The sequence below is a fragment of the Pseudomonas koreensis genome, from assembly GCF_036668835.1.
In the GTDB taxonomy this organism is placed as follows: domain Bacteria; phylum Pseudomonadota; class Gammaproteobacteria; order Pseudomonadales; family Pseudomonadaceae; genus Aquipseudomonas; species Aquipseudomonas koreensis_I.
This window is the reverse complement of the sequence record NZ_JAZEVW010000057.1, coordinates 1-255: the sequence shown is the minus strand read 5'-3', so window position 1 is coordinate 255 and position 255 is coordinate 1. Positions and strand designations below refer to the sequence as shown.

The 255-nt window shown below is 41.6% G+C and carries 1 tRNA gene; it reads right to left on the bottom strand.

Annotated features, from left to right (window positions below):
* Positions 1-167: 167 nt before the first annotated feature.
* Positions 168-243: transfer RNA gene (locus V6F91_RS27275), tRNA-Ala, on the bottom strand.
* Positions 244-255 lie beyond the last annotated feature (12 nt).

The following is a 255-nucleotide window of genomic DNA, read 5'->3' as shown; positions in this document are numbered from 1 at the left end:
AAGAGAACTCACAAATTTTACCTTAGCCTGATCCGTTACCAGTGAAAGTAACGTTCAGTCTATCTTTCTATCACATACCCAAATTTTTAAAGAACGATCTAATCAAAAGACTAGAAATCAATATTCTTACGGAATATTCATTTCTAAGCTTTCAGAAGCAGTTTATATGGTGGAGCCAAGCGGGATCGAACCGCTGACCTCCTGCGTGCAAGGCAGGCGCTCTCCCAGCTGAGCTATGGCCCCATAACAAAATTG